This is a genomic window from Mycobacterium alsense, from assembly GCF_002086635.1.
Lineage (GTDB): Bacteria > Actinomycetota > Actinomycetes > Mycobacteriales > Mycobacteriaceae > Mycobacterium > Mycobacterium alsense.
Genome location: NZ_MVHD01000144.1, coordinates 1 through 394, shown reverse-complemented (window position 1 = coordinate 394; position 394 = coordinate 1). Strand labels below are relative to the sequence as shown.

The following is a 394-nucleotide window of genomic DNA, read 5'->3' as shown; positions in this document are numbered from 1 at the left end:
GGGTCGGGGGGGTCGTTGCTGGGGACCACGCCGACGCTTCCGCCGTCGCCGCCGTCGCCGCCGGTGCCGCCCCCGAAGCCACCCTGGCCACCGTCGCCGCCGGCCCCGGCCGCGCCGGGCGCCGAACCGATAACGTCGCCGCCGGAGCCGCCGTTGCCGCCGGTGAAGCCCGGGCCGGCGGTACCGCCGTCGCCGCCGGCGCCGCCGAAACCGTCGCCGGGCAGGGTGCCGTTTGAGCTTTGTGGACTAGCGGTCCCGCCGTTGCCGCCGTCGCCGCCCGCGCCCAGGGTGGCCGACCCGCCGTTGCCGCCGTTGCCGCCGGTCGCGGTGGGTGTGTGGCCGCCGATGCCGGCGCTGCCGCCGAACAGCAGCGGGGCCCGGCCCCCGGCCCCGC

At 81.0% G+C, this 394-nt stretch carries 1 pseudogene; it reads right to left on the bottom strand.

The features are described from left to right. Positions 1-394 (bottom strand): annotated as a pseudogene (locus tag BST11_RS29425) (hypothetical protein); the annotation flags it as partial.